Raw genomic sequence first — 25,700 nt, 5'->3', positions numbered from 1 at the left:
TCCAATTACTTATCGTTTAGTGCCGATACGCCTGGTAAGTCCTTACCTTCCATAAACTCTAAGGAAGCTCCTCCACCAGTTGAGATATGGTCCATTTTATCTGCTACATCAAATTTTTCTACTGCAGCGGCTGAGTCTCCTCCGCCAATGATCGTATAGCCAGCAGTTTCTGCCATTGCAGTCGCAACACCCTTCGTTCCGTTTGCAAAAGCATCCATTTCAAACACACCCATTGGTCCGTTCCAAATGATCAGCTTGCTGTCTTTAATAACTTGATCGTACAGCTTAACTGTTTCAGGTCCGATGTCCAAGCCCATCCAGTCAGAAGGAATTTGGTCTACCGGCACGACCTTCGTGTTGGCATCCTTTGAAAACTCATCCGCAACGACTACATCGATCGGCAAATAGAAGTTCACACCTTTTTCCTTCGCCTTTTCAAGGAAGGACTTCGCTAGGTCGATTTTGTCTTCCTCTAAAAGAGAGGTTCCAATTTCATGGCCTTGCGCCTTCGTGAACGTGTAAGACAATCCACCACCGATTAGGATATTGTCTACCTTGTCCAATAAATGATCGATGACACCGATTTTATCCTTTACTTTCGCTCCACCAATGATCGCCGTGAAAGGTCGTTCAGGTGTGGATAAAGCCTTTCCTAGCACATCTAATTCCTTTTGCATCAAGAATCCAGATACTGCAGGTAAAAGCTTCGCAATACCTTCTGTTGTGGCATGCGCACGGTGAGCTGCACCGAATGCGTCATTGACATACACATCTGCTAACGAAGCAAAAGCTTTTGCTAGCTCTGGATCATTTTTCTCTTCTCCAGCGTGGAAGCGTACATTTTCTAATAAAACAATATCTCCCTCATTCATTGCTGAGATCGCTTGTTCTACTTGTTCTCCAATTGATTCATCTAATTTAGTTACAGGCTTATTCAATAGCTTAGCTAAATGCTCGCCAACCTTTGTCAAACGTAGCTCTTCCTTTACTTCCCCTTTTGGGCGACCCATATGGCTTGCAAGAATCACTTTCGCTCCTTGCTCGATTAAATATTGGATCGTAGGTAGTGCTGCACGAATACGAGTATCATCTGTAATGACACCGTCTTCTACTGGTACATTGAAGTCTACACGACAAAAGACGCGTTTCCCCTTTAACGTTACAGCGCTCATTGTTTGTTTTTCCTTCATGAAATAAGCCTCCTTATGTAATTGAATTGCCTACTAAAAAAAGAAGGAGCAAAAGGGGTAACCTTTGCTCCTTTACCCTCTTTTATTATAGAGGTTATTATACTTAAACGCTATCCAAACACTAATGTTTCTCGGTATCTAGCGAGAAATTATAACCCTTTTTTTGCCATTAATAATGCAAGGTCGATACAACGTGCAGAGTATCCTGATTCGTTGTCATACCAAGCTAATACTTTAACAAGGTTATCTTCTAATACCATTGTAGATTGACCATCTACTGTAGAAGAAGCAGTGTTGCCGTTATAGTCGATTGATACTAATGGAAGCTCGTTATATTCAAGAATTCCTTTTAGTTCATTTTCAGCAGCTTTACGAAGCACGCCGTTTAACTCTTCTACTGTTACTTCTTTGTCTAGCTCTGCTACAAAGTCAACTAGAGATACGTTTGGTGTTGGTACACGAACAGCCATACCATCTAATTTACCTTTTAGCTCAGGAAGAACCTTCGCCACTGCAGCTGCTGCTCCAGTTGTTGTAGGAATCATAGATTCAGATGCTGCACGAGCACGACGGTAGTCGCTATGTGGCAAGTCTAAGATACGTTGGTCATTTGTGAATGAGTGAATTGTTGTCATCATTCCGCGTTTGATACCGAAGTTATCTTGTAATACTTTTGCCACTGGTGACAAGCAGTTTGTTGTACAAGAAGCGTTTGATACTACGTGATCTGTTTCTGGGTTGTATCTATCTTCATTTACACCCATTACGAATGTTGGCATATTGTCTTTTGCTGGAGCAGAAAGAATAACTTTTTTAGCTCCTGCTTCGATATGCTTACCAGCTTTTTCAACTGTGCTGAATACGCCAGTAGATTCGATTACGATGTCTACTCCAAGGTCTTTCCAAGGCAGTACAGAAGGATCCTTTTCTGCGAATACTTGAATGTTTTTCCCGTTAACCACTAGGTATTCACCCTCTGAAGTGATGTCAGCATTTGAGATGCCGTGTACAGAATCATATTTTAATAAATGAGCAAGCATCGCTGCATCTGTTAAGTCATTGATTGCTACTACTTCTAAATCCTTTTGCTCTAATGCTTCTCTGAAAACTTTACGTCCGATACGTCCAAATCCGTTAATAGCTAATTTTACTGTCATTATAAAATTCCTCCTAAATGTTTTTTGGGATCACTTTCATCATTTCATTGGCCGCACCTTCATCTGTTACGAGAACAGTTTGCAATGGAGCCTGCTTGAAATAAGAAATAAGCGCGTTGGCTTTTTTTGCCCCGCCTGCGACTGCAAGCAGATGCTCTATATGCTGAAGCTGATTTAATTGAACACCGATTGTGCGAATATGGTGAACAGCTTCACCGTGATTGTTGAAATAATAGCCAAACGATTCACTGACTGCACCTCTACTTGTTAGAAGCTCAATCTCCTCGTCACTCGAATTTCTTCTCTTGGCCATCTCTAATGCATCGCCTATTCCATGAATAATGATGTTTGTCCTTTCATAAAGGTCCATCATTTCTTGGATAAAAGGCTCCTTCTTCATCGTCATATATGCCTCTTCGCTTAAGCGATCCGGTATATATAACGTCCGGTAGGTTCCATTCATCTTGCTAGCAAACAAAGACGCAATGGTATTTGCTTGTAGCCTGACATCCTTCCCTACCCCTCCTCTTGCCGCAATAAACAACAAATCCTTCCATCTGGACGATTCGGTCATGGCATGGGAGATGGATGCAATCGTTGATCCACCAGTAACTGCAACGATGTATTCATCCAGTAAAATACTCTCTAAATACTTTGCTGCCTCCTGGGATAAAAGCATAGATGTGTTAGTATCAGTATCTACATTTCCCGGAACAATAATCACATCTTTTATATTTAAATATTTCTTTAACATTAGCTCCATTTGTGATCGACCAGACCACATACGGACTACTTCTTTTAAATCTATTAAAACCTCATTGCCCTCTGCTGTAATAGCCGCTCCCTCACGAGAAACTTCTATTAAGCCTTTAGTCCTTAGAGCGTCCAATTCCTTACGAGTTTCACGCTCCGTTAAGTCTAGCTGTTCTCCAAGAACCCGACGGCCAATACCTCTGGTCAGCTGGATAGTTTGGAGAATACGATACCTCTTCTGAAGCAGCTCACTCATCTCTGGCATTAGCTTTAGCTGTGCACTTAGAAAAGAATCCATTTGTCACATCCCACGCTAGTGGTGACATATTTGTCCCACATGTATTAAAAATGTCCCATCTACTTAAAAAAAATTTAATTTCTATAATCATAATACTTTAATATATTCCAAATAGCAATATATGTGTTTGGAAGCATTATTTTTCTAATGCTTCCAGCAGTGTCACATAGTCGAGATTCCCGTACTGTATGATTTCTCCATGATATTCCACAACCGGAATCATGAGCATAAATTTTTCGTGCAGCTGATCATCTTCTTCTATATTATGCTCCACTATTTGAAATGGCACGTCCTCCTGCACCAGCTTCAGCATCATTCTTCCGTCCTCACATAAATGACAACCTGGTCTTGTATAGAAATGGACAATCATTTTCTGTGTCCCCCCATCGTTTAGCTTCTCTTATTATAAACTTTTAACCTATTAAAAGCGTGCCGAATGTTTTGCATACAAAATATTCCTTAAAAGGTAAAATAGAAGAGGATGTATTTCATTTTTAAAATACGAACTAATTAAAGAGAATAATGAAGTGTAAATGATGTTTTATGAGAATGTAGAGTTGATTTCCGCTCTAGGCGAACGCTTTCCGTGGGGTGAGCGATAAGCCATCACCCATCGCTTACGCGCGTGGTTGTGATGTCTTATCTGTCTCACTCATCCCACTGGTGTCGTCGCCTGCCGCTTCAATCAATAGAAAGAAAATGTTCGTGTTTGATTGGTGAAGGGCTATTCCACTAGGACTTTATTGGATAATTCACATTCTATTTAATAAAAGCGATACTTTTCATTTATTCGTTCGTCTATTGCACTAAGGGGGTCAGGAGATGGAAATGGAACAGCTATATAGAGATCACAGCGACCGGGTTTACAGCTATATTTACTTACTTGTCCGTCATAAAGAAAGTGCTGAGGACCTTACACAGGAAACCTTTTACAAAGCATTTAAAGGATTTAAAACGTTTGATAAGCAAGCATCGACTGCTACGTGGATCCTAAAAATTGCTCGCAATGTTACCTATGATTATTTCAGAAGAAAACGAGTGGTTCAATTTTTTTCATTTGAAAAGAATCATGATATAGAAACAAAGGGGCTTTCCCCAGAAAGTCACGTCGAACAAAAAGAAAAGCTGACACGGATGTATGATTCCTTGCGCCTGCTAAAGAAGGATTATCAAGAGGTAATCATCCTGCGAAAAATCCAGGAATGCTCCATCCAGGAAACTGCCTACATTCTCGGATGGACCGAGGCAAAGGTCAAGATGAAAATGATGCGTGCACTCGAGGCGCTAAAAAAGGAATTTCATCAAAAAGGGGGTTATGTAAATGGAACCGTCAAAGGAATTTGATGAGCTTTTTGAGGAAATGAAGCATGTTGAACGTTCTAATGAAGCAAGACGAAATACATGGCTAGCGATAAAGGAACGAATGGAAAAGAAAAAAAGTAGAATATTTCCCGCCATCCTTGCATTAGCAGCAATTGCCATCGCCTCCTTTTTCCTGTTCACAAATATGATTCCAGCAGAAACTGAGCAAACAGCACAACCTCTTACGAATGAGGAAGTGATTATGGCCGTCATTGAAAAAGAATATAATGGGCCGGATATGGAACTTGAAAGGTTACTAAGGGCATGGTTTGAACTGCAAAGTAAAACCCCTACAAAGAACCAGGATGAGTACAATAAGCTGCTACAATCGAAGGAAAGTACAGATTATACTAATTATTTTTACAAAAGCTTTGGTGATTATTTCACAAAAGATATGATGGAACAGGCTATTAGCACTGTAATGGTGTTCAAATATAATTCCCAATTAATAGACAGCAATTTAGACATGCAATTAGAGAAGGTCCAGATAACACAGGATAAGGATCATCCAACTATTTATCGAGCTACCGTGGAGGTTTCCTTGACAAACGATAAAGACCAGAAAATCTTTCACACGTTAAAAGAAGAATATATCTTTTCTAAAACAGAGCCTGGAAAAATAGGGAGATATAACTTAATGTTAGCTACAGATGGCAAACATCTATATGATATCATCCCAAATTTTGATGCCTATTTTAATAACAGGAAGCCAGTTATCGACGTTTCGTTCGATTCCATTTGCTTCAATGGAAGAACTGGCTCCAATCAAATAAACGGCTGTACAACTGACACAGTTCAAATAAATGAAATAATGGAATCCATTAACGATTTACCTATTCAAGAGGTTACCGAGGAGGAAAGCAGCTGGAGAGCTGAATTGTTGTCTCAAAGGAACAGCTATCAAATCTATTTAACAAACGAAGCAAATCAAGAAAAGACATTATACACGGTGACTCTATACGATGATGGCAAGCTAGTGTACGCTCCTGGCTTGGACATGGGGATTACTGGCGATATCACGATAGGCTCTCATCGAGATGTCTACAAGAAGGTTATTCAGATGCTTCAAACATTTAAAGAAGTAGACTAGCAGAGAAAATGATTCCTGATTGAAACGAGCTGGTTATGACTAGCTCGTTTTATCTTTGTTTTTCTTCCGATAAAAATAACGCCAAGTATAAAAAATCACCCAAAATGCTAAAAGAACAACAAACTGATAGTTTGTATCACTATAATTAACCATAAGGATTATTATAATAAATGTTGGTATAGCTAAATAACACCACATTCTTACTTCCTTGTTTTTAAAACTTAATTCAAACCGTTCACTCATAGACCCCAACCCTTTTGCCGCCTACCTTCACCAGCTGGCTAGTCTACCTGAGATTCCTAGCGTTTTAATTTACGACAATCACTCCATGGATTACTACAATCACTGCCTAGTTTACGACAATACCCTCGAAGATTACTACAATCCAATCCCATGGACTCTCTCTGATGAATTTTTACGACAATCACAGCGTAGTTTACTACAATACCTCATAACGAAAGATAATAGCCTTTATCTTCACAAAAAAAAATGAAAAAAACGATTCGTTTTCTTCATTTGTTTTTTATTTGATTGCCTCTTAGGCTCTACATTTTTTTGCTTTGCTGGAGAATTTGTGATTCTCCTGTACGTTCCCATTCTTCTACTGTTTCATATGCTTTTTCAGGAGAATATCCCTTTCCAACAAGAACTCCCATTAAAATAAACTCTTGAAGGATATGTGTCATATTAATTCCTCTTTCAACGTCTTCCATGCCTTCTTTAACCAGAAATTCTGTGTGCTTAACCCACTCATCTGGAGTCTTCCCATAATATTTTGTATTTCCATTTCCATGTTCCATCTCCATTGCATCCGCTTTAGTTTTATGAACTGTACCAAATGGGTGGTTTGGCGGGGCATAGATGGAATATAGTTTCAAAGGAACATTTCCGGTATTTGTAAGATTATGCCACGTTCCAGCGGGTATTACAATTGCTGTGTCATCGAATACACTCCATTGCAAATTTAGATTATCTTTACTGTTACCCATTTGAACTATTCCTTGACCTTGTTCAATACGTAGAAATTGATCCACCTCAGGGTGTATTTCCAAACCAATATCTTCCCCTACATTAAGGCTCATTAAAGTGACTTGCAAACGACTTCCTGTCCATAGTGCAGTACGAAACGTCTGATTTACTTTGGTTGCTTCATTAATATTAATAACAAAAGGGTTTGCTCCATAGTCTTTTAACACGTTCTCATAATAAGAATGGTGTGAACCAAATGCCACCTCATTCGGAACTGCCCAATAACCATGAGTGTTTCCGTAGATATACTGTGGAGAATTTGCATAATAAGGATATTGATACATATAAGGTGCATAATACATTTTTATCAATCCCTTCACTTCATTTTATTAATAATCCATCTTATGTGTGGTGGCAGCAGGGTATACTAAATGTTGTCATAAGAGAACAATTTGAGATTAAAAACGACGACAATTACTCCACGTTTTCCTACAATCAACGTTTCTTACTCCCCCTACCACTACCCCCAAAAGAGCAGCGTGTTCTAACGGATTCGTTTGATGAGAAGAAGACACGAGAACGTAATCAACGAGTAATAAACCAGAATGATCACAAACATGAGAAAAGAAAGTCATTCTTGCTGATGAAATGCTCTTGATTAGAAAACGTCAAAAATTTATTGAAGCTAGCTCTTCCATAAAGGTTAAAAACGGGATGCCGTTGAATATAATAATTTATCGTTTAACGATAGCTTTATTGCATTTTGAAACTCATACATTCCTTATTAAAATTTTCTGGTTGCTGTGAAACACAAGCTTAGATGAAAAGGGGAAACAAAATGAAAACAAAATGGCTTTTGAGTAGTAGTGCCGTAGTGATGGGCTTGTTGGGGTTGGCAGGAACCTTTGTTCCCGAAGAAATTTCAAATATATTAGAAATTGAACCCTCGCCCATTACTCTGATTCTTCTGCAAATCATTGGAGGACTATATTTAGGTTTTGCAATGCTGAACTGGTTTACACGTTCTTCCCTAATCGGCGGCATCTATAACAGACCTGTCGTATTGGGAAATCTGATACATTGCCTCGTTGTCTTTTTTGCCCTAATACGGCATCTGGCAGAGGATTTTCATTTCATATTTGTTATTTTGACATTAGTTTACCTTGGGTTTGCCATCTGGTTCACATTGGTGATGCGCTCGAATCCATTAAGAAATCAATCAAAAATGTCTGCCTAACATATATAAACGGGAATTTATATAGGGCGTCTCACTTTTTAAGTTCACCATGCGGAACTAGTCTTTTAAGCAATACAAAATATATTAAAACAATAAAAATTCCTACTTTATAAAAGAAGGAATTTTTATTGTTTATTCCATTATGAGAATCTAAGTGGAAGATTACTCGATATTTATGGGTCAAATTTTTTAAAATTGAGAAGGGTTATGAATTTAATATCATTGTTCCAGTGATTTCAAAACAATTTTCTTCCTCCAATTAACAAAATTATTAGCAGTGCAATTAGAAGAATTGTATCCCCATTTGCTTTGCTTTTTTACGTGCTCTCCCCGTGTACAGAGCCAGTTAATCTATTTCTCCCACCTTAATTTCTCTAAACCTTTAACACAAACTCTGCTTCGCCTTCGTTAATGTTGCCCGTTTTCTGGAAGCCGAGGCTTTCATAGAGCTTGATGGCTATTTCGTTTTCCGGCTCCGTTGATAAATAGATGGAATTGCAGCCGTCCAATTGCTTCATTTCATCCAGCACTAGCTCTACTGCTTTTCTGCCATAGCCTTTTCCTTGGCTTTTATGATCGATCATAAAGCGGCAGATCCAGTAGTTTGCAGTTTCTTCATCAAACCCGTACATGGCAAAGCCAATGAGCTTGTCCTCTGCTTCGACACCTTTTATAGTCCATCCAGTTTCATAGACTGATTGGGTGATGGATAATGCGTTGGAGGCAACAAATTTCTCTACTACGGTTCCTTTGCCATCCTCGTTAGTTGTTAGAAGGACTGTTTTCAGCCAGTTATCCTTATTTATTTCTACTAGTTTCATTCTGCTTCCCCGTTTCTTTTATTAATCTCTCTGCTTTTTTCTTTTACCATTTACCATTCTAGATAGGAGGAAGATGACTAAAAGGATAATGATTATGGTTGGGATAGAGATACTGTCCTGTAGGCTGTTACTCGTATAGGGCTGTGGCTTCGTTAGCCCCTCCGTAATACCGTAATGCTTGGAAACCTCATTGGACAATGCCTGATAGGTGGAGATTACAGCCTCATCGATTAGACCCTGGTTTAAATAAGGCATTGTATACCGATCGATTATCTGATCTATTTTGGCATCTGAAAGTGCTTTTTCCAAGTCACGGTCCACTGTAATCTCTACTGCCGGACCTCCTCCGTTAACCGGATCCGTCTCGATTAAAAATAGTAAGCCATTCTTATTTCGTACACTTCCTATTTGGTTTTCTCGAATGACGTCCATGTTAAACTCACTTGCCGACTGGTCTCCTACATGCTCGATAATCATCACAACTAGCTGAGCAGTCGTTCCTTTTTTTAATTTATCTCCCAGTATTTTTACTTCCTGCTTCGTTTCTTCTGTTAAAAAGTTCTCTTCATCTACTAAATAGGTATCCTTTGATATATCCCCAGCAGCCCCTGTACTTAAAGGAGAGAACAACAAAATAAGGAAGGTTATAACTAGCAGATGTATTGTTTTTTTCAACAGTGCCATTCCCCTTTCAGCCTGCAGTCTCATCATTTTTATTTTATTCTGATAAGTTAATTATATTATACATGAATTATGACTATTAGAAGTCCCTTTTACGAGTTTAATATAGGAAAAGAGTGGTAATGATATAGATTAGACAGTAAATAAAGGAGGTAAACAAATGGACCAAGTACATAACGAGGATTTAACACCAAAAGAAGCCATTGATGCACTGGAGAAGATTCAAGGAAAATTCCCTGGAGCGAGGCGCGCACACGCTAAGGGGGATATGTATGAGGCAACATTTCTTCCGAATGGGAATGCTGTACCCTATACGGTTGCACCCCATCTTCATAGAGAAGCAATTCCTGCTACTGCTCGTTTTTCCAATAGCCCCCCTAACCCTGCCTCCGTCGATTATCTTGTTCCTGCCAAAGGGCTCGCCGTTCAATTTCAGCTACCCGATGGAAGCTTCACCAATTTAGTGAGCTCTACTGTACCGATGTTCGTCACAAGCAGTCCTAGAGAGTTTATCGATATGATCGAAATATTTACGGATAAAAAAACTGGGATTAAAACGATTGACCGGGCCATTAATATGGTGGAGCTAGTTTCTAAAAAATATCCACATAGCAAAGAGGTCATTCAAATCATTAAGGAGCAGGCAAAGCAGCCACCAACGAGCTACGCTGAGCTTCACTACTATCCTATCCACGCCTTCTATTTCGTTAATAAAGACGGCGAACGCCAAGCAATCAAATACGAATGGGTCCCAGTTGATGAAACAAAAGATTCTACTCTAACAAGCAAATCGATTTCAGCCAACTATTTGACGGAGGAGCTAGACGACCGATTAAAACGGGGGCCAGTCCAGTTTGATCTGTTCATCCGCTTAGCAGAGGAAGGGGATAACCCAAACGATGCGACGGATATGTGGCCAGAAGATAGAAGAAAAGTGAATATAGGTCGTTTGGAAATTAGAAATAAAATACATCCTAAGGAAGACATTGTTTTCGACCCAACGATTGTTCCAAAGGGAATCGAGCTAACAGACGATCCCATACTACACTTTCGAAGTGGAGCATATGCTGAATCATATGAGAGGAGAAGTAAGAATGAATAAGAAAGCCCCAAACACATAGTAAATGAGCATAAAAAAACACTCGAACGAATTCGAGTGTTTCTAACTGTTATGGACGCCCCTGGAGGGAATCGAACCCCCATCTCAAGAACCGGAATCTTACGTCATATCCATTAAACTACAGGGGCAAGCGACCTTTCTATTATACAAATGGTATAGGAATAATTCAAGTAAACATTTCAAAGCTTAATATTTGACCTTCCTTGACCATTCCATGTATGATAAAGTTACAACTGAGGCAGAATTTCTCAGTACACACTAAAAAAACACTAACAATTACCTTGAAGGAGGCAATCCAGGATGAATTTAATCCCTACAGTTATTGAACAAACAAATCGCGGCGAGCGTGCGTATGACATTTATTCTAGATTATTAAAAGACCGCATCATCATGCTTGGTAGCGCGATTGATGACAACGTATCAAACTCGATCGTTGCCCAGCTTTTATTCCTAGAAGCAGAGGATCCAGAAAAAGATATCTCTATCTATATCAATAGCCCAGGCGGAAGTATTACAGCAGGTATGGCTATCTACGATACAATGCAATTCATTAAACCAGACGTACAAACTATTTGTATCGGTATGGCAGCATCAATGGGTGCTTTCTTACTTACAGCTGGAACAAAAGGCAAACGCTATGCACTTCCAAATGCTGAGGTTATGATTCACCAACCACTTGGTGGAGCTCAAGGGCAAGCAACGGAAATCGAGATTGCAGCAAAACGTATCTTATACCTACGCGACAAGCTAAACCAAATTATGGCTGAACGTACTGGTCAACCGATTGAAGTCGTTTCAAAAGACACAGATCGCGATAACTTCATGCCAGCAGAGCGTGCATTAGAATACGGTCTAATCGACCATATCATCTCACGCAGCGACATGAAAAAAGATGTAAAATAATATAATATAAATCCAAGGCGGTCATTCTCTGCCTTGGATTTTTTTATAAAAAGATGAAAGGTTGTGTTCCATTTGCTATATACAATAAGTTCTCTGTTAATCATATTGTCCTTAGTCATTTACATCGTAAGTCTACAAAGCAAAATAAAAAAATTAGAATCACAACAGGCCCTTCCGTTTAAAGGAGACAAAGCCTTAGAAAAACAAATCGTAGAGATGAATAATAATGACAGCAGCCAGGTTGAAATGGTCAAGCTTGTTCGGAATGAAACAGGCTTAGGACTAGTACCAGCAAAGAAATATGTAGATAAGGTGCTTAACCATATTTAATGTCATTCTACAAAAAAAAGCTGTTATCTAATCCAAGCGGACTAGATAACAGCTCTCTTTATTTATTCAGCATTAGAAATGAACTTAACTAATGATTCCACAGCTTCCTCTTCATCAGAGCCTTCAGCACTCAAAGTAACAGTAGCGCCCTTGCTAATCGCAAGGCTCATGATTCCCATGATACTTTTAGCGTTTACCTTTTTGTCATCTTTTTCAAGAAACACATCTGCTATAAAACGATTCGCTGCTTGTACAAATAAAGCTGCTTGTCTCGCTTGTAGTCCTGATTGTAATTTTACTTCGACCTGTTGTTCCGCCATAATCCTTAGCCCCATTTCTTTAAATTGATTCGCCTCTTCTTAAAGCATCTGCTATTTCATCCAGCTTACGCAAGCGATGGTTAACACCTGATTTACTTACAGTTCCAGTGGATACCATGTCGCCTAGCTCCTTTAGGGTTACATCCTGATACTCGACACGAAGACGGGCAATTTCTCGAAGCTTCTCAGGCAATTGATCCAGCCCGATTGCATTATCGATAAAACGGATGTTATCCACTTGTCGGATAGCTGCACTGATGGTTTTGTTCAAATTGGCCGTTTCACAGTTGACCAAGCGATTAACACTGTTCCGCATGTCTCGGATGATTCGCACATCCTCAAATTTTAAGAGGGCACGATGTGCTCCAGCGATGCTTAAAAAGTCAGAAATTTTTTCTGCTTCCTTTAAATATGCCACAAAACCTTTTTTACGTTCAATGGTTTTTGCATTTAATTCATAAAAGTTCATTAAATCGACTAATGCGTCGCTATGTGTTTTATATAAGGAGTAAATTTCTAAGTGATAAGAGGAAGTTTCTGGATTATTGACAGAGCCTCCTGCTAAGAAAGCTCCACGTAGGTAAGCTCTTTTACAGCAGTTCTTTTTGACAAGCTCCTGTGAAATCGAATACTCAAATTCAAAGCCTTCCTTCAAAATCATTAAATCCTCTAGTAGCCTCTTGGAGCCTTCTCTTACTCGGCAAATATAGACATTATTCTTTTTAAGACGCATCTTTTTACGAACAAGTACTTCCACATTCAGCTTATACAACGATTTGATCAACGTGTACAGCCTTCGGGCAATCGCCGCATTTTCGGTTTGAACATCCAAGCTAAGCATTTTGTTGCTAAAAGAAAGAGAACCATTCATACGGATGAGCGCTGAAAGCTCTGCCTTCGAACAGCAAGGCTCAGCCTCCTCCTGTGTCATCTCTTTTTTTGTTTCAGAAGCAAACGACATATAACGTTTCCCCCTTTCTTGCAGAGCCTCTCTATTGTTTGAATCCTTTTTGGCCTGCATATTCGTAAAGCCATTTCGCTACTTTTATCGCATCATGACGGACAGCGCCATTATATACGATGGAAATGTCCTTCTTAACGATTTCTATGTCTAGTGTTTCTAATTTCTCTATATCAATTTTAACGGGAGAAGCCTTCTCCTGCTTATATAAATACTGAACATTTTCAGGAATTTCCTCATTACTTATCAACAAAGAATCTATAAAGTTCTCGCCTACATGGTCGATCAATGCTTCTACATGATCATACGCCGTATAGTTATTCGTTTCTCCAGCTTGTGTCATCAGATTGCAAATGTACACTTTTTTAGCCTTCGAACGGATGACTGCCTTACGAATATCTTCGACTAAGAGATTAGGCAAAATACTAGTATAAAGGCTACCTGGTCCAATTGCTATAATATCCGCTTGGCGGATTAGGTTAATTGCCTCTGGCAGTGGCTTTACATCGTCAGGAGTAATAAATACCTTTTCTATCTTTTTCCCATAGTCCGGTATTTTAGATTCCCCTGTAACAATAGTTTTATCCTCAAATTGTGCATGGAGTGTGACTAGCTGATTGGCAGCAGGAAGCACTTTTCCATGAATATTTAAAACACGGCTCATTTCCGTGATTGCATGTGCGAAATCTCCTGTAATCGAGGTTAAAGCAGTAATCATTAGATTGCCTAAGGAATGTCCCTCGAGTTCGCTGGAATTAGTAAAGCGAAACTGAAACATTTCTTCTACGAGCGGCTCTACCTCTGATAAGGCTGCTAAGACGTTACGGATATCACCAGGTGGTGGAATATCATAATCATCTCTTAATCTACCGGAGCTCCCTCCGTCATCTGCAACTGTAACAATGGCAGTAATATCTAATGGAAGTTTTTTAAGTCCTCGAAGCAAGGTAGATAAGCCAGTACCACCACCAATGATGACTATTTTTTTACGGTGTTTTGTACGACCCATTAAGTCATTCCTTCCTGATAGTAACATCTCTATGAGTTATTACTGTTTCATCGTCTTCCTTAAAAACCTTACCGAAATATTCTGCTAGTGTTACAGAACGGTGCTGACCGCCCGTACAGCCAAAGGCAATAACAAGCTGCGTCTTGCCTTCTCGCTTGTATTGCGGAATCATAAAGGCAAACAAGTCTTTTAGTTTTTCGATAAGCGTCTTCGTATCTGCCCATTTTAAAACGTAGCTAGAAACCTCTTCATTTAGTCCTGATTTTAAGCGAAGCTCCTCGATATAATACGGATTTGGAAGAAAACGAACGTCAAAAACCAAATCTGCATCAATAGGAATTCCGTGCTTAAATCCAAAGGACATAACGTTCACTGTAAAGACCTGGCTTCCATTTGTCGAAAATTCCTCTTGAATTTTTTCTCGAAGCTCGCGTGGCTTCATCTTGGATGTATTATAAATAAATTGTGCTCTGCCTTTTAAGTCAGAAAGAAGCTCTCTTTCCTTTTTTATACCTTCTAATGGCAATCCTGCATTTGCTAACGGATGGGAGCGTCTAGTTTCCTTATATCTTCGGACAAGAACCTCATCCTGTGCATCCAAAAACAACACCTTTGGAGTTACCGAGGTTGCTTCTTGAAGCTGGTTAACGGAGTCAACGAGTGAATGAAACATTTTCCCTCCACGCAAATCCATTACCGCTGCTATATTTCGCGGTTGCTGATTTGACTCAATCATTAGCTTGATAAAAGTGCTTAGGAGCTCAGGAGGAAGATTGTCTATGCAATAATAGCCTAGGTCTTCAAAGCTTTGGATAGCTACTGTTTTTCCTGCTCCTGACATTCCAGTAATGATGACTACTTCTGTTTCTGGCTTCTGCTGAGTTTCCACTATCTATTTATCCTCCCATGAATGTTGAATAGTTTCACTGATTAATGCGAAATCTGGAGTATATACAAAAGTACCGTATTGCATACCCTTTTCCTTTACAGCAAACAATAGATTTGTTCGATCTCCCTCTGCCATCGGTAGATGTGCTAAATCTTCAACCGGGTGCCATTCGAGCACACCTTCTTTAGTTTCTTTATATGGAGTTCCTTCTATATCTGTGCCGATAAAGGTAAATAACATCCATTCATCTAGACGTTTCCCATCCTCTTCAATGAGCATTGTATAGATTCCCTTTAAATGTGGATTGATCGGTACAGTGTTTGTCTCTTCCGTAAACTCACGAACAGCAGAAATAAGAATAGATTCTCCTTCTTCCATTTTTCCGCCTGGTGCAACATACCAGTTTCTACGTGGTTTCTTTAATAACAAAACTTTGTCGTCTTTACAAATAAGTAAATTAGCGATTCTTTGCACGTATGGTCACTCCATCTGTCTGTAGTTACCTTATATTATACATGAATTTGCACAAAAAGAGGCTGCTTCACGATTTAAATCGCAAAACAGCCTGTTCAAATCTTGCATATATAAAAAGGGGGTCAATTTATATACTTTACTATACACTTAATATGTTTCAGAACAGTTACAGTTAAATTAAGATAAAATTAAATTAAATATTTGATGTGTTTTTATCTTTTAAATGCTCAATATAGTGCTGAGCTGATAAAGCTGCTACACTACCATCACCTGTTGCTGTGACAATTTGACGAAGCATTTTATCACGAACGTCCCCTGCCCCAAAGATACCAGGTACTGCTGTTTCCATTTTCTCGTTTGTAACGATATAACCATTTTCATTTAAGATGCCCAGGCTATGAAATGGTTTTGTAAGTGGTAGCATTCCAACATATACGAATACGCCGTCTGTTGAAAATTCTTTTTCGGAACCATCAACCGTAGACACTAAAGTAACGCTAGAAACCTTACCGTCTGTTCCGTGTATTTCTTTTAATGTTGTATTCCAAATAAAGTCTATTTTTTCGTTAGCAAAAGCTCGGTCCTGTAGAATTTTTTGAGCGCGAAGCTTATCTCTACGATGTACGATTGTTACCTTGTTCGCAAACTTAGTTAAGAAAGCACCCTCTTCAACTGCAGAGTCCCCGCCTCCAACAACTACTAGGTCTTTCCCTTTAAAGAAAGCACCATCACAAACTGCACAATAGCTTACGCCACGTCCACCAAGCTCTGTTTCGCCGGGAATACCCATTTTTTTGTACTCAGCTCCTGAAGAGATGATAACAGCTAACGCTTTATATTCTTTACCGCTTACTTTTACGGTTTTATAGTCTCCGTTATCGACTACTTCGGAAACGTCACCATATGCATATTCTGCACCAAATTTTTTCGCATGATCGAACATTTTAGTAGAAAGCTCAGGTCCTAAGATTGTTTCAAATCCTGGGTAGTTTTCTACCTCTTCTGTATTAGCCATTTGGCCGCCTGGAATTCCACGTTCAATCATTAGAGTGGAAAGGTTTGCACGGGAAGTATATACAGCTGCTGTCATACCTGCTGGGCCCGCTCCTATAATAATCACGTCATATATATTTTCAGTTGTCATCGATAATTCCTCCTACGTACTACATACCAACAATCTAACTAATTTTGTACCCTTCATCAACTAATATGCTTAGGAGTCAGAAAAAGGTAAGAATTGGATTAGCTCGTTGACATATTTCGTGAGCGTTGCTGTAGTGATTCCGTATTGCTCCGCATATTGTTTTTTCGTCACGTTTTTCATTCGTGAGGATACGAACATATACTCAGTCGCTGCTGCCAAAGCACGCGGATTTTTAAAGCCATACCCTTTTTCTAGCGCACGCTCTACTAGCACAAACCACATTTGTAATAACAGTGTCTCTGACTGCTCCAGTGACTTGTTGTTGTCATAAAGTAAATCCGTAGCTGCAATGGCTCTCAAAAATGCTTTTTCTGCCGGAGATTTCTCATCGAATTTATGCCCAAGAGAATTAGCTAAAAACAATTTCTCCATTGTAGTCAGTTCCTCCACTACAATCCACTTAGGGTGTGCGATAATTTCCTGGCGATGACGAGACTTCCCTAACAGATAGAAGCCAAAAATACGTTCACTAATATTTTTGTTTTCTAGCTTTTCTAAGATTAAATTCTTTTGTTCCTCGTTATTTGGCTCTACTAGCTCCTTCATTTGTGGGAGCCACGGCTCGAAGCCTGCTTTTTCCGGATCCAGCTTTAAAAGCGCTTTCCACGCATTACGCGCCACTTCCTCATGCCCTGCAAAATAAGCAGAATGCGAAAGCCAAAAATAGAAGCCTGGATCTGCTTCAAATCCTTTTCGTTGAATGCTTCTCAACCATTTGAAGGCTTGTTCATATTTCCCTATTAACGCAAAAGTTGCCCCTAATTTATAGCGATGCTCGATAAAATAAGGATTTATTTTAGATAAAAGAGCTGTGATTTCCTCAAGCTCCTCGTTATTTTTTTCATAGTAGTGAATAACAGCCAAGTTACATAATGCATGGATATTCCCTTGGTTCTCTCGTAATACCTGATGCAGTAATGCTTTAGCCTGTTCTTCCTCTCCTAAATAAAAATAAGCAAGCGCTAGGTTATTGAACGCTGCCCAAAAATCCGGATGGTCTGCAATGATCGATTCTAGCAGCTCAACTGCTTCTACAAATTTACCCTGCTCCATAAAGCGTCGGGCTTTTTCTTGAAGGAAAAGCGCCTCACTAGAGGGGGTATCCAGCTGAAGGTTTACGATATCCTCCTGCTCGGTGAAATCAATGATTTCCATTGCTTCCTCCATATATTCTCCGTTAACTTCCTTTTCTAAATAGATTTTGGCAAAGCGATTTGCCTCTATAAAGTTTCCCAAATGAGCGTTTACCTCAGCTAAAAAGAAAATGATATCTCCTTCGTTCGGATCTAGTGAATACGCGCTTCTCAATAGCTCATGAGCGTAATCATAGTTATCGAACTCCATTTGGAGGATCCCATATTGCAATAAGATCATTGGTTCGTCTGGGCTTAAATCAGTTGCTCGCTTTAAATATTTTTGTGCTTTTTGTAACTCATCTTTTTGAAGCTCATCTAATGCTTTTTTATAGTAATATTCGCCAGTCGGCAAAAATGAAATTATATTTTCTTTGTCTAGTTTCTTACTTCTTTTTTTATTCAAGATACTCCTCCGAAAAATAATAAGGAACGTTACGGAAACGCTCCTTATTAGTATATTTTCAGTATATCATAAAGTATTATTTTTTATCTGCTTTCGCTTCATGTCTTTTTTGTAACACCTGTAATAAATCATAGTAGCTGACTTTTTGGTTTTGCAATAAAACAAGCAAGTGATAAATGAGATCTGCAGCTTCCCATTTCAGCTCCTCTGCATCATTGTTCTTAGAGGCTATGATTACCTCTGAGGCTTCCTCCCCGACCTTCTTGCAAATTTTATCGACACCTTTTTCAAACAAATAAGTAGTATAAGCACCTTCTGGCATTGTTTGTTGACGTTCTTCGATTGTTTTAATCAATTTAGTCATTACATTATAGCCAGACGCCTCCTCGAATTGTTCTAGGCTCTTATGGAAGCATGTCTCTTCTCCCGTATGACAAGCAGGTCCACTAGGCAGCACCTCTAGTACGAGTGCATCGGAGTCACAGTCCGTTTGAATGGATACAACACGCTGAGTATTTCCAGACGTTTCACCTTTGTGCCAAAGCTCTTGTCTGCTTCGGCTAAAGAACCATGCCTCTCTCGTCTCCACTGTTTTTTCATATGCCTCTTCATTCATATATGCAAGCGTTAAAACCTCTCTTGTAACGGCATGCTGTACAATTACTGGGATTAGTCCTTTATCGTCAAATGTTAATGTAGCCATATTCTTACTCCCCTTCAAGGCTTGCTCAATTACTTATTGTTTGTAGCGCCTCTTTTAATGTAAAACGATTGTTGTATAACGCTTTTCCTGTGATTACTCCGCTAACGCTAGAAATTTTAGAGAGTTCCGCTACTGCCTCGATGTCTTCTAAGGAGCTGATTCCTCCCGAGACAATAATCGACAGTCCGGTTGCTTCTGCTAGCTCTTTGTTCGCCTTTAAGTTGGGACCTTGCAATGTTCCATCCGTCGCAATGTCTGTAAAAATAACGTGTTTCGCACCTTTTGAGGCAAAGTATTGCCCTACTTCAATGGCTGACTGGCTAGACGTTTCTAACCAGCCATGTGTTGCTACCATGCCGTCCTTCGCATCTAACCCAATGACGATTCGATCACCGCCATACTCTTGAATCAGATCGGCAACAAGCTCTGGCTGTGAAATGGCAAGACTACCTATAATGACACGATTGACCCCGTGATCAAGATAGTAGCTCACATCCTCGCTAGATCGTATTCCTCCGCCTATTTGAACGTTAACCGGTAGCTCTTTCGCAATACGGATGACCTCCTTGGCATGAATCTTTTCGCCATCCTTTGCCCCGTCTAGATCAACCAAATGAATCCAGGCTGCCCCTTCATCGACAAACTTTTTTGCCATATCAAATGGAGAGTCTCCATATATAGTTTCTTGTTCATAATCCCCTTGATACAGGCGTACACATTTACCGCCCTTCATATCGATTGCGGGATATACTTGTATTGAGCTCATGAAATTCCTCCTTATGTAAGTAGACCCTTTGTAGAAGGAACACCCTTCACTCGATCATCTATTGTAATGGCATCGTCGATCGCTCGAGCTAGTGCCTTGAAAATCGCTTCGATCATATGGTGGGTATTTGCTCCGTAATGTACGATGACATGGACGTTCATACGAGCCTCTAATGCAAATTTCCAAAGAAATTCGTGAACCAGCTCTGTATCAAAGTTCCCTACCTTTTGTGTCGGAAACTGTGCTCTGAACTCTAAATGAGGTCTGTTTGAAATGTCAATTACAACCTGGGCTAATGCATCATCCATTGGAACAAAAGCATTTCCATAGCGCTTGATACTCTTTTTGTCTCCTAGTGCCTCTTTTACTGCTTGCCCTAATACAATACCGATATCTTCCGTTGTGTGGTGGTCGTCTATATGTGTATCGCCATTTGCTTTAATCGTGGCATCGAACAGGCCATGCTTCGTAAACAGGTCCAGCATATGATCCATAAAAGGAACGCCAGTCTCAATATCCGCCTTGCCCTCTCCGTCCAGATTAATATCTACATAAACCTTTGTTTCATTTGTCATTCTATCTATTTTAGCAATTCGATTTGGTTTCATTTTGCATTCCCCTTCTCCCAGCTTCTTGATTCGACAGATCGAGCGTGTCCCTCTAATTGCTCGAGTCTAGCCAAACGAGCGATTTTAGGATATTGCTCCTGCCACATTTCCTCCGAATAATACACGACACTCGTTTTCTTTACAAAATCGTCTACATTTAAGCCACTCGAAAAACGAGCCGTACTGTTCGTTGGAAGCACATGGTTCGTACCGGCAAAATAGTCGCCGACTGGCTCACTGCTATATCGACCAATGAATATAGCTCCAGCGTGCTTGATCTGCTCACTCAGCTCTTTTGCATTTTCCGTAATAATTTCTAAATGCTCAGGGGCCAGCTCATTTGTTGCCTTGACCGCCTCTTGAAGTGATTGTGCCAAATAGATACGACCGTAGTTTTCTATAGAGGCCCGTGCAATTTCTTCACGAGGAAGCTGCTTTAGCTGTCTCTCTACTTCTATTGAAACCTGCTTGGCTAAACGCTCACTAGTGGTAATTAAAACCGAACTCGCAAAGGCATCATGCTCCGCCTGTGCCAATAAATCGGCTGCTACCTCATCTGCATAGGCAGTGTCATCGGCAATAATCGCTATTTCACTTGGCCCAGCAATCATATCGATTGCCACCTTGCCAAACACTTCTCGTTTCGCAAGTGCCACATAGCTGTTACCTGGTCCAGTTATTTTATCCACAGGTTGAATAGATTCTGTTCCGTAAGCCAGCGCCGCAATCGCTTGAGCGCCTCCTACCTTATAGATTTCTGTTATTCCAGCTATTTTTGCTGCGACTAGAACCGAAGCAGGAAGCCTGCCATCCTTAGAAGGCGGCGATACGATAACTACTCGAGTTACACCTGCGACAATGGCTGGAATAGCATTCATGAGTACGGACGATGGATATGCCGCTGTCCCACCTGGCACATATAAGCCGACTGCATCTAATGGTGAGATTCTATATTGAATATACGAGTTTTTTTCTAGAGCCAATTCAATATTTTGTCTCGCCTGCTTCTCATGAAATGTACGAATATTATTCGCTGCTTCCTTCAAATCCTCTATCAGCTGAGGATCAAAGCCGATGAAGGCCTCTTCGATCTCCTCTGGGGAAACTCTTAGGCTTGAAAGCTTCACTCCGTCCCACTTTTCCGTATAGGCGAGTAATGCTTGGTCTCCATTTGCTTGTACCTCTGAAATAACCTCTCGAACGGTTGTGAGGTGGTTCATATTAGCCTGCTCCACCGAACGCTGTAAGGAGATGGTTTCTGTTAGCTTTTCTATTTTCATCATGGTATTCCCTACCTTTTTTGAAGTTCTTTATTTAGCTTGGCAACGAACTCTCGAATCCGCTCACTTTTTACACGATAGCTTACAGGATTCACGATTAATCGAGAGGATATATCCACGATCCTTTCGTATTCGACTAAGCCGTTTTCTTTTAGTGTTTGTCCTGTCGACACGATATCCACGATCCGGTCGGCTAGGCCAATCATTGGAGCCAGCTCTATCGAACCGTTCAGCTCAATGATTTCCACCTGCTCCCCTTTTTCCTTATAGAAATTAGTAGCTATTGTTGGATATTTAGTTGCAACACGAGGGGCAATCTCATTCATCACCGTATTCGGCAGCCCCGCAGTTGCAATATAGCAATTACTAATATGTAAATCTAATAATTCATGCACATCTCGATGCTGCTCCAGTAAAACGTCCTTGCCAGCTATTCCAATATCAGCGACCCCGTGCTCGACGTAAACCGGGACATCCATTGGCTTCGCTAGGATGAACTGGATACGCTCATCCGGCGCTTCTACGATCAGCTTGCGAGAATCGCTAATTTCAGCTGGTAAATTAAACCCTGCTTCGACAAATAGTTGATAGGCTTCCTCAAAAATGCGCCCTTTCGGCATCGCAATCGTTAATTCATTCACCTGCAAAACCACCTTCTACTACCTTAATTATTTCCTGAAAGCTATATTGGTAGGCCTCTAAATCATGGACACTGCCCTCATATTGAAGCGTTACGCGCTCCCCAATACTACGTCTTGCCTCTGCTAGAACATTAGCTTTTAGGAAGGAGCCTTTATCAAATAAAATAAGTGTATGTTTTTCATTTTTCTCTTTTTTAGGGAGAACCTCTAGCAGCCGATCTACTCTTAATCCAAAGCCGGTTGCCCCTACATTTTGTTCAAATTGCTTAAATAGCTCGTCATACCTTCCACCATTTCCAAGAGGAAAGCCACTGCCAGCAGCATGTATCTCAAACAGCATGCCTGTGTAATAGCTCATATGGCTTGCTAATGAAAAGTCGAAGGAATAAACAGAGGGATCACTCAACTGAAGCTCTAATAGCTGCTGGAGCTGTATAATCTGATCTACTAAATATTGCTGCTCGTTTGTCAAAAGCTGTCTAAAATCTTCCACGGATTTCGCTGCCATCGTATGATCCACCAGCATAGTCAAATTCTCTTGTTGAAAAGCGGATAGCTCTAAGTCATCCAGCATTTTCATAAATCCTACAAAATTCTTTTCGACTAGGAGCATTCTTAGCGTTTCCACCTGCTCCGACTTGTTTGTATTATTTGAGAGAATAGCTGTCAAAAGCCCCGCGTGCCCAATCGTAATTTGAAAATGTTCCACGCCTAACGCTTTAATGAGCTCCACAGCCGTATAAATAATTTCACTGTCTCCGTAAGGACTAAAATCACCGATCAGCTCTAAGCCTAGCTGTTCAAATTCCGCTGGCCTTCCACCCTCCCGTTGCTGCGCACGAAATACATTGGCATAATACGCAAGGCGAAGTGGATTCTTTTCTTTTAATAGCTTGGATGCTGCTATTCTAGCGATAGGAGTCGTCATATCAGGTCGTAAAACGAGCATCTCTCCTTGGTTATCCACCAATTTAAATAATGAGGACTCATCAATTGCCGACGCCTTCCCAATCGTCTCAAAATACTCAACTGATGGTGTTTTTATAAAATCATATCCTTTGGTGCGAATAAACTCTCTCGCAACGGATCTTATGTATTCTTTTTGCTCATTAACCTCTGGGAACGAATCTCGCATACCAAGCGGCTTCTCAAACATTTGAATTTTACTCATTGTCCCACCCCTAATTCACTTCACTGTAGTAGAGTGCTAATATAATAAATTAAATAAATTTTATACTATTTCAGACTATTCGTCAACTTCATAAGCTTATAGATTTCAGAGCCCTTTTAATTCACTCAACCACTCCCCAGCAGGTTCAGCGTTTGGCGCAACAGTTAGCGGGTTATCTGCAACACTTTTGAATTTCGCGCAACACTTCTACCCGTTTCTGCAACACTTTAATTTCGTGCAACACTTAACTCGTTTTCCGCAACACTTTTGAATTTCGCGCAACACTTAACCCGTTTTCTGCAACACTTTGGATTTTCGCGCAACACTTCTACCCGTTTCCGCAACACTTTAATTTCGTGCAACACTTAACTCGTTTTCCACAACACTTTTGAATTTCGCGCAACACTTCTACCCGTTTCCGCAACACTTTAATTTCGCGCAACACTTAACTCGTTTTCCGCAACACTTTTGAATTTCGCGCAACACTTCTACCCGTTTCTGCAACACTTTCTATTTTGACGCAACACTTTGCCTCGTCCCGGACATTTTCACCGGATTCCTCCAAATACTTTTACTTATCCCCAGGGTTTCATTCATTTTAAATGTAAAATTCATCTAAATTTGGAACCTGCACTATTCTCAACCGTATTAAAGTAAAACCAAAGTTTAGTTTGGGTGATCTATATTCTTTTATTGTCCGGGGGGAAAACAAAATGATAGGCGAAATCTTCATCCTAGTAGTCTTAATGATACCGCTTTATGCCTTCTTTATTTGGACTTACAATTTTCCTGAAGAAAGCTTTTTATGGGGAAAACGCTGGATGTACGAAGAAGAACCTGAGGTTTCCCCAAAAGTTGTCCGCTATATGAAGTTTGTTTCCATTTTGGCTATGATTGGCACACCTATTGTTTTTATTAGGTATTTTTCAAATCAGTCAGTTTTTAGTCTTTTACTAATAATTTTAATAGGTGTTTTTTTAGCTGGTGCAATCATAATTTTTACAAGAGATTAGCTTAAAACTACAAAAAAACAGTTCCAATCTTACAATAAGTAAAATTGAAACTGTTTTTTATTATGCGGCCGGCTTTGCGCTGCCCTCTTTTTGTTTAAATATATCTTACTATTTGTTCAAGAGGAAGACGTGAAGATCCATAAGCAGGAGCTGCTGCTTCACCAATTGCAATAAGTAAAATAGGGATTTCATTTTGAGGTAAATTAAATTTCTCCGCAAATTTCACTTTGTCAAATCCGCCCATTGGAACTGTGTCATAGCCCATGTCCTTCGCTAATAGCATGATCTGCATGGATACAAGTCCTGCATCAAAATGAACAATATTTTTCATGACTTCTTCAGGAAGATTACCGTATAAAGAAAGTGAGCTTTCTATCATGAAATTAGCTATTTCTCTACTCATATAGCCCTTTTCAAAATTTGTATTATAAATTTTTTCTGTATTCTTGTACATTTCTAGGTCACCGAGTACAGCGATAATAGCCGATGATGTCTCTACTTGTTCTTGATTATTAGCGATTGGTCGCAATTCCTTTTTAACCTGCTGGTCCTCAATAACTAGAAAGCGCCATGGCTGCATATTACTTGAGGAAGGTGCAGTAATTGCTTTTTGTAACAAAGTTTGAAGATCCTCATGTGGAATAACGACATTTTCTTTATATTTACGAACTGATTTTCTTTCATGAATCAATTGGTCGATTGTTGTATGTGTTTTTTGCATATAAAAAACCCCTTTTCAAATTTTAATGATTTTTTTAGTTCGTGTTATCAATCAATTTCTTGACTAGTGTTTGAAGCTGTTGAATCTCTTGATCGGTAAATCCATTAAATAATTCGTCTATGAATTCATTTTTACCTAAATCACAGTCTTCCAAAGTAGCGATACCAGTTTCCGTGATTTGGACAATGACTTCTCTATTATTTTGCTTATTACGATTGCGAACGACAAAGTTTTTCTCTTCAAGTATTTTTAAATGTCTTGTGATTGCCCCTTGATCTATTTTCAACGTTTGCTGTAGCTCTATTTGGGAAAGCTGTGCGCGTTCAAATATGGTGTTCAGCATTTCATATCTAGTTAGGCTAATACCTGTCTTCTTTTCAAAGTTTTGAGCTATGCGCCTATCCAAACTTTTAAGCATAAGTAATGTTTGTTTTATTTCTTTAAAGGACTTAGCCATCTTTCCACTCCTAACAGACTGAACTCTTGACCA

At 39.8% G+C, this 25,700-nt stretch carries 29 protein-coding genes and 1 tRNA gene; 7 read left to right on the top strand and 23 right to left on the bottom strand.

All coding sequences use genetic code 11. The features are described 5' to 3' along the window. Positions 1–5: 5 nt before the first annotated feature. From MKY09_RS05130 to MKY09_RS05115, 4 genes are all read right to left on the bottom strand, one after another. Entirely contained in the window at positions 6–1,190 is a 1,185-nt protein-coding gene (locus tag MKY09_RS05130; protein ID WP_342567754.1) for a phosphoglycerate kinase, read from the bottom strand. A 149-nt stretch (positions 1,191–1,339) separates the two neighbouring features. Then, the gene (gene gap / locus MKY09_RS05125) at positions 1,340–2,347 is read right to left on the bottom strand and encodes a type I glyceraldehyde-3-phosphate dehydrogenase (RefSeq protein WP_342567753.1); all 1,008 of its coding nucleotides are present in this window, start codon (positions 2,345–2,347) and stop codon (positions 1,340–1,342) included. A gap of 13 nt (positions 2,348–2,360) precedes the next feature. Then, entirely contained in the window at positions 2,361–3,398 is a 1,038-nt protein-coding gene (locus MKY09_RS05120) for a sugar-binding domain-containing protein (RefSeq protein ID WP_298469026.1), read from the bottom strand. A gap of 136 nt (positions 3,399–3,534) precedes the next feature. Continuing rightward, entirely contained in the window at positions 3,535–3,768 is a 234-nt protein-coding gene (locus MKY09_RS05115) for a glutaredoxin family protein (RefSeq protein ID WP_298469029.1), read from the bottom strand. A 452-nt stretch (positions 3,769–4,220) separates the two neighbouring features. On the opposite strand from MKY09_RS05115, the gene MKY09_RS05110 reads away from it, so the two are divergent. Both MKY09_RS05110 and MKY09_RS05105 read left to right on the top strand, forming a co-directional pair. Then, positions 4,221–4,742, top strand: coding sequence for an RNA polymerase sigma factor (locus tag MKY09_RS05110; protein ID WP_169359699.1), 522 nt, complete (start codon positions 4,221–4,223; stop codon positions 4,740–4,742). Continuing rightward, a complete protein-coding gene (locus MKY09_RS05105; protein ID WP_169359700.1) occupies positions 4,720–5,850 on the top strand; it encodes a hypothetical protein in 1,131 nt (376 codons plus the stop codon). The genes MKY09_RS05110 and MKY09_RS05105 overlap by 23 nt, the downstream gene beginning before the upstream one ends. A 545-nt stretch (positions 5,851–6,395) precedes the next feature. On the opposite strand, the gene MKY09_RS05100 is transcribed toward MKY09_RS05105, so the two are convergent. Beyond that, entirely contained in the window at positions 6,396–7,181 is a 786-nt protein-coding gene (locus MKY09_RS05100; RefSeq protein WP_342568216.1) for a cupin domain-containing protein, read from the bottom strand. A 476-nt stretch (positions 7,182–7,657) separates the two neighbouring features. Between MKY09_RS05100 and MKY09_RS05095 the strand changes: the two genes are divergently transcribed. Continuing rightward, entirely contained in the window at positions 7,658–8,056 is a 399-nt protein-coding gene (locus tag MKY09_RS05095) for a multidrug DMT transporter permease (protein WP_342567752.1), read from the top strand. Positions 8,057–8,430: 374 nt separating this feature from the next. Here the strand turns inward: MKY09_RS05095 and MKY09_RS05090 are convergent, their stop codons facing one another. After that, positions 8,431–8,877 carry a GNAT family N-acetyltransferase gene (locus MKY09_RS05090; RefSeq protein ID WP_342567751.1) on the bottom strand — a complete coding sequence of 149 codons (447 nt, stop codon included), beginning with the start codon at positions 8,875–8,877 and terminating at the stop codon, positions 8,431–8,433. Positions 8,878–8,898: 21 nt separating this feature from the next. After that, complete coding sequence (locus tag MKY09_RS05085) at positions 8,899–9,552, bottom strand: TPM domain-containing protein (RefSeq protein WP_342567750.1); 654 nt, start codon at positions 9,550–9,552, stop codon at positions 8,899–8,901. Positions 9,553–9,718: 166 nt separating this feature from the next. On the opposite strand from MKY09_RS05085, the gene MKY09_RS05080 reads away from it, so the two are divergent. Next, the gene (locus MKY09_RS05080; protein ID WP_342567749.1) at positions 9,719–10,660 is read left to right on the top strand and encodes a catalase family peroxidase; all 942 of its coding nucleotides are present in this window, start codon (positions 9,719–9,721) and stop codon (positions 10,658–10,660) included. A gap of 74 nt (positions 10,661–10,734) precedes the next feature. Here MKY09_RS05080 and MKY09_RS05075 read toward each other — a convergent pair. Further along, positions 10,735–10,806: transfer RNA gene (locus tag MKY09_RS05075), tRNA-Arg, on the bottom strand. Between the two features lie 172 nt (positions 10,807–10,978). Here MKY09_RS05075 and clpP point away from each other — a divergent pair. Together clpP and MKY09_RS05065 are read left to right on the top strand one after the other, a co-directional pair. After that, positions 10,979–11,581 carry an ATP-dependent Clp endopeptidase proteolytic subunit ClpP gene (gene clpP / locus MKY09_RS05070; RefSeq protein WP_169359705.1) on the top strand — a complete coding sequence of 201 codons (603 nt, stop codon included), beginning with the start codon at positions 10,979–10,981 and terminating at the stop codon, positions 11,579–11,581. A 72-nt stretch (positions 11,582–11,653) separates the two neighbouring features. Beyond that, complete coding sequence (locus tag MKY09_RS05065) at positions 11,654–11,911, top strand: ribosomal protein L7/L12 (protein WP_169359706.1); 258 nt, start codon at positions 11,654–11,656, stop codon at positions 11,909–11,911. Positions 11,912–11,973: 62 nt separating this feature from the next. Here MKY09_RS05065 and MKY09_RS05060 read toward each other — a convergent pair whose 3' ends face one another. The 13 genes from MKY09_RS05060 to MKY09_RS05000 all read right to left on the bottom strand — a co-directional run bounded on the left by MKY09_RS05060 (position 11,974) and on the right by MKY09_RS05000 (position 23,476). Then, positions 11,974–12,231, bottom strand: a complete 258-nt coding sequence (locus MKY09_RS05060; protein WP_298469050.1) for an HPr family phosphocarrier protein — start codon at positions 12,229–12,231, stop codon at positions 11,974–11,976. 19 nt (positions 12,232–12,250) lie between these two features. Continuing rightward, positions 12,251–13,192 (bottom strand): DNA-binding protein WhiA, encoded by a 942-nt coding sequence (gene whiA / locus MKY09_RS05055; protein ID WP_342567748.1) that lies wholly within the window; start codon positions 13,190–13,192, stop codon positions 12,251–12,253. A gap of 31 nt (positions 13,193–13,223) precedes the next feature. Beyond that, positions 13,224–14,201, bottom strand: coding sequence for a YvcK family protein (locus MKY09_RS05050; protein ID WP_342567747.1), 978 nt, complete (start codon positions 14,199–14,201; stop codon positions 13,224–13,226). Positions 14,202–14,205: 4 nt separating this feature from the next. Next, complete coding sequence (gene rapZ / locus MKY09_RS05045) at positions 14,206–15,093, bottom strand: RNase adapter RapZ (protein ID WP_169359766.1); 888 nt, start codon at positions 15,091–15,093, stop codon at positions 14,206–14,208. Beyond that, entirely contained in the window at positions 15,094–15,564 is a 471-nt protein-coding gene (locus tag MKY09_RS05040; protein ID WP_169359710.1) for an 8-oxo-dGTP diphosphatase, read from the bottom strand. A gap of 193 nt (positions 15,565–15,757) precedes the next feature. Beyond that, the gene (gene trxB, locus MKY09_RS05035) at positions 15,758–16,708 is read right to left on the bottom strand and encodes a thioredoxin-disulfide reductase (protein WP_169359711.1); all 951 of its coding nucleotides are present in this window, start codon (positions 16,706–16,708) and stop codon (positions 15,758–15,760) included. Between the two features lie 69 nt (positions 16,709–16,777). Beyond that, positions 16,778–18,307: a tetratricopeptide repeat protein gene (locus MKY09_RS05030; RefSeq protein WP_342567746.1), complete on the bottom strand. Its 1,530-nt coding sequence runs from the start codon at positions 18,305–18,307 to the stop codon at positions 16,778–16,780. A 76-nt stretch (positions 18,308–18,383) separates the two neighbouring features. Further along, complete coding sequence (gene hisIE / locus MKY09_RS05025) at positions 18,384–19,010, bottom strand: bifunctional phosphoribosyl-AMP cyclohydrolase/phosphoribosyl-ATP diphosphatase HisIE (protein WP_342567745.1); 627 nt, start codon at positions 19,008–19,010, stop codon at positions 18,384–18,386. A 25-nt stretch (positions 19,011–19,035) separates the two neighbouring features. Beyond that, complete coding sequence (gene hisA / locus MKY09_RS05020) at positions 19,036–19,776, bottom strand: 1-(5-phosphoribosyl)-5-[(5-phosphoribosylamino)methylideneamino]imidazole-4-carboxamide isomerase (protein ID WP_298469063.1); 741 nt, start codon at positions 19,774–19,776, stop codon at positions 19,036–19,038. 11 nt (positions 19,777–19,787) lie between these two features. Then, the gene (gene hisB, locus MKY09_RS05015) at positions 19,788–20,384 is read right to left on the bottom strand and encodes an imidazoleglycerol-phosphate dehydratase HisB (protein WP_298469066.1); all 597 of its coding nucleotides are present in this window, start codon (positions 20,382–20,384) and stop codon (positions 19,788–19,790) included. Continuing rightward, positions 20,381–21,664 carry a histidinol dehydrogenase gene (gene hisD, locus MKY09_RS05010; protein ID WP_342568215.1) on the bottom strand — a complete coding sequence of 428 codons (1,284 nt, stop codon included), beginning with the start codon at positions 21,662–21,664 and terminating at the stop codon, positions 20,381–20,383. The genes hisB and hisD overlap by 4 nt, the downstream gene beginning before the upstream one ends. Before the next feature lie 11 nt (positions 21,665–21,675). Further along, the gene (hisG, locus tag MKY09_RS05005; RefSeq protein ID WP_169359716.1) at positions 21,676–22,305 is read right to left on the bottom strand and encodes an ATP phosphoribosyltransferase; all 630 of its coding nucleotides are present in this window, start codon (positions 22,303–22,305) and stop codon (positions 21,676–21,678) included. Then, entirely contained in the window at positions 22,298–23,476 is a 1,179-nt protein-coding gene (locus MKY09_RS05000) for an ATP phosphoribosyltransferase regulatory subunit (protein WP_342567744.1), read from the bottom strand. The genes hisG and MKY09_RS05000 overlap by 8 nt, the downstream gene beginning before the upstream one ends. Before the next feature lie 713 nt (positions 23,477–24,189). On the opposite strand from MKY09_RS05000, the gene MKY09_RS04995 reads away from it, so the two are divergent. Beyond that, a complete protein-coding gene (locus MKY09_RS04995; protein WP_342567743.1) occupies positions 24,190–24,489 on the top strand; it encodes a hypothetical protein in 300 nt (99 codons plus the stop codon). Positions 24,490–24,583: 94 nt separating this feature from the next. On the opposite strand, the gene MKY09_RS04990 is transcribed toward MKY09_RS04995, so the two are convergent. Both MKY09_RS04990 and MKY09_RS04985 read right to left on the bottom strand, forming a co-directional pair. After that, entirely contained in the window at positions 24,584–25,210 is a 627-nt protein-coding gene (locus tag MKY09_RS04990; protein ID WP_342567742.1) for a nitroreductase family protein, read from the bottom strand. Positions 25,211–25,244: 34 nt separating this feature from the next. Further along, positions 25,245–25,667, bottom strand: coding sequence for a MarR family transcriptional regulator (locus tag MKY09_RS04985; RefSeq protein ID WP_169359719.1), 423 nt, complete (start codon positions 25,665–25,667; stop codon positions 25,245–25,247). Between the last annotated feature and the right edge of the window lie 33 nt (positions 25,668–25,700).

The sequence above is a fragment of the Psychrobacillus sp. FSL K6-4046 genome (assembly GCF_038624605.1).
Lineage (GTDB): Bacteria > Bacillota > Bacilli > Bacillales_A > Planococcaceae > Psychrobacillus.
This window is presented reverse-complemented; position numbering and strand designations above follow the sequence as displayed.

Coding starts and splice junctions, on each gene's coding strand:
- MKY09_RS05130 (WP_342567754.1), bottom strand. CDS start 1,190: ATGAAGGAAAAACAAACAATGAGCGCTGTAACGTTAAAGGGGAAACGC.
- gap (WP_342567753.1), bottom strand. CDS start 2,347: ATGACAGTAAAATTAGCTATTAACGGATTTGGACGTATCGGACGTAAA.
- MKY09_RS05120 (WP_298469026.1), bottom strand. CDS start 3,398: ATGGATTCTTTTCTAAGTGCACAGCTAAAGCTAATGCCAGAGATGAGT.
- MKY09_RS05115 (WP_298469029.1), bottom strand. CDS start 3,768: ATGATTGTCCATTTCTATACAAGACCAGGTTGTCATTTATGTGAGGAC.
- MKY09_RS05110 (WP_169359699.1), top strand. CDS start 4,221: ATGGAAATGGAACAGCTATATAGAGATCACAGCGACCGGGTTTACAGC.
- MKY09_RS05105 (WP_169359700.1), top strand. CDS start 4,720: ATGGAACCGTCAAAGGAATTTGATGAGCTTTTTGAGGAAATGAAGCAT.
- MKY09_RS05100 (WP_342568216.1), bottom strand. CDS start 7,181: ATGTATTATGCACCTTATATGTATCAATATCCTTATTATGCAAATTCT.
- MKY09_RS05095 (WP_342567752.1), top strand. CDS start 7,658: ATGAAAACAAAATGGCTTTTGAGTAGTAGTGCCGTAGTGATGGGCTTG.
- MKY09_RS05090 (WP_342567751.1), bottom strand. CDS start 8,877: ATGAAACTAGTAGAAATAAATAAGGATAACTGGCTGAAAACAGTCCTT.
- MKY09_RS05080 (WP_342567749.1), top strand. CDS start 9,719: ATGGACCAAGTACATAACGAGGATTTAACACCAAAAGAAGCCATTGAT.
- clpP (WP_169359705.1), top strand. CDS start 10,979: ATGAATTTAATCCCTACAGTTATTGAACAAACAAATCGCGGCGAGCGT.
- MKY09_RS05060 (WP_298469050.1), bottom strand. CDS start 12,231: ATGGCGGAACAACAGGTCGAAGTAAAATTACAATCAGGACTACAAGCG.
- whiA (WP_342567748.1), bottom strand. CDS start 13,192: ATGTCGTTTGCTTCTGAAACAAAAAAAGAGATGACACAGGAGGAGGCT.
- MKY09_RS05050 (WP_342567747.1), bottom strand. CDS start 14,201: ATGGGTCGTACAAAACACCGTAAAAAAATAGTCATCATTGGTGGTGGT.
- trxB (WP_169359711.1), bottom strand. CDS start 16,708: ATGACAACTGAAAATATATATGACGTGATTATTATAGGAGCGGGCCCA.
- hisIE (WP_342567745.1), bottom strand. CDS start 19,010: ATGGCTACATTAACATTTGACGATAAAGGACTAATCCCAGTAATTGTA.
- hisA (WP_298469063.1), bottom strand. CDS start 19,776: ATGAGCTCAATACAAGTATATCCCGCAATCGATATGAAGGGCGGTAAA.
- hisB (WP_298469066.1), bottom strand. CDS start 20,384: ATGAAACCAAATCGAATTGCTAAAATAGATAGAATGACAAATGAAACA.
- hisD (WP_342568215.1), bottom strand. CDS start 21,664: ATGAAAATAGAAAAGCTAACAGAAACCATCTCCTTACAGCGTTCGGTG.
- MKY09_RS05000 (WP_342567744.1), bottom strand. CDS start 23,476: ATGAGTAAAATTCAAATGTTTGAGAAGCCGCTTGGTATGCGAGATTCG.
- MKY09_RS04995 (WP_342567743.1), top strand. CDS start 24,190: ATGATAGGCGAAATCTTCATCCTAGTAGTCTTAATGATACCGCTTTAT.
- MKY09_RS04990 (WP_342567742.1), bottom strand. CDS start 25,210: ATGCAAAAAACACATACAACAATCGACCAATTGATTCATGAAAGAAAA.
- MKY09_RS04985 (WP_169359719.1), bottom strand. CDS start 25,667: ATGGCTAAGTCCTTTAAAGAAATAAAACAAACATTACTTATGCTTAAA.